Origin of the sequence: Mammaliicoccus sp. P-M59 (assembly GCF_022386135.1) — a bacterium.
Lineage (GTDB): Bacteria > Bacillota > Bacilli > Staphylococcales > Staphylococcaceae > Mammaliicoccus > Mammaliicoccus sciuri_A.
In genome coordinates this window covers 1-433 of record NZ_JAJNJJ010000036.1, presented here as the reverse complement: position 1 = coordinate 433, position 433 = coordinate 1, and the positions used below count along the sequence as shown (strand labels likewise).

The 433-nt window shown below is 30.3% G+C and carries 1 protein-coding gene; it reads left to right on the top strand.

Features of this window, described 5'->3' with window-relative positions:
* Positions 1 to 65: 65 nt before the first annotated feature.
* The coding region (locus LQ617_RS15865) for a hypothetical protein (RefSeq protein ID WP_239740795.1) at positions 66 to 433 on the top strand (368 nt) is incomplete at its 3' end.

Below are 433 nucleotides of genomic sequence, written 5' to 3'. Positions count from 1 at the left end.
TTTAGACACTCGAAATATAAAACTAGAAGAAGTTGAACCTATAAATATTGTGGAGGGAAAGAGAAATGGTTAAATACGCACCAAAAATTGAAAGAAGAACAAAGCATACTAAAGAAGATTTAGCTAAAGCTAAAGCAAATGGGATAAGTTTTAATGCTTTTTATCAAAGATTAAACAAAGGTTGGACTGTTGAACAAGCAATCAACACGCCAGTTAGAAAGAAAACATTGTATTCAGAAAATGAATTAGCAGTTATGAAATTGAACAATCTTACTAAAGATAAAGTGAATAAGCGTATTACAAATGGTGTGCCAAGAGGATTAGCGATAAGAGTACCAGCAGATGAAATATGTACTAAACAAATGATTGAAGAATATGAATTTGAAGAAATGAAAAAAGAAGAAACTAGGAAAAAACGAAAAGCTAAAAGAGA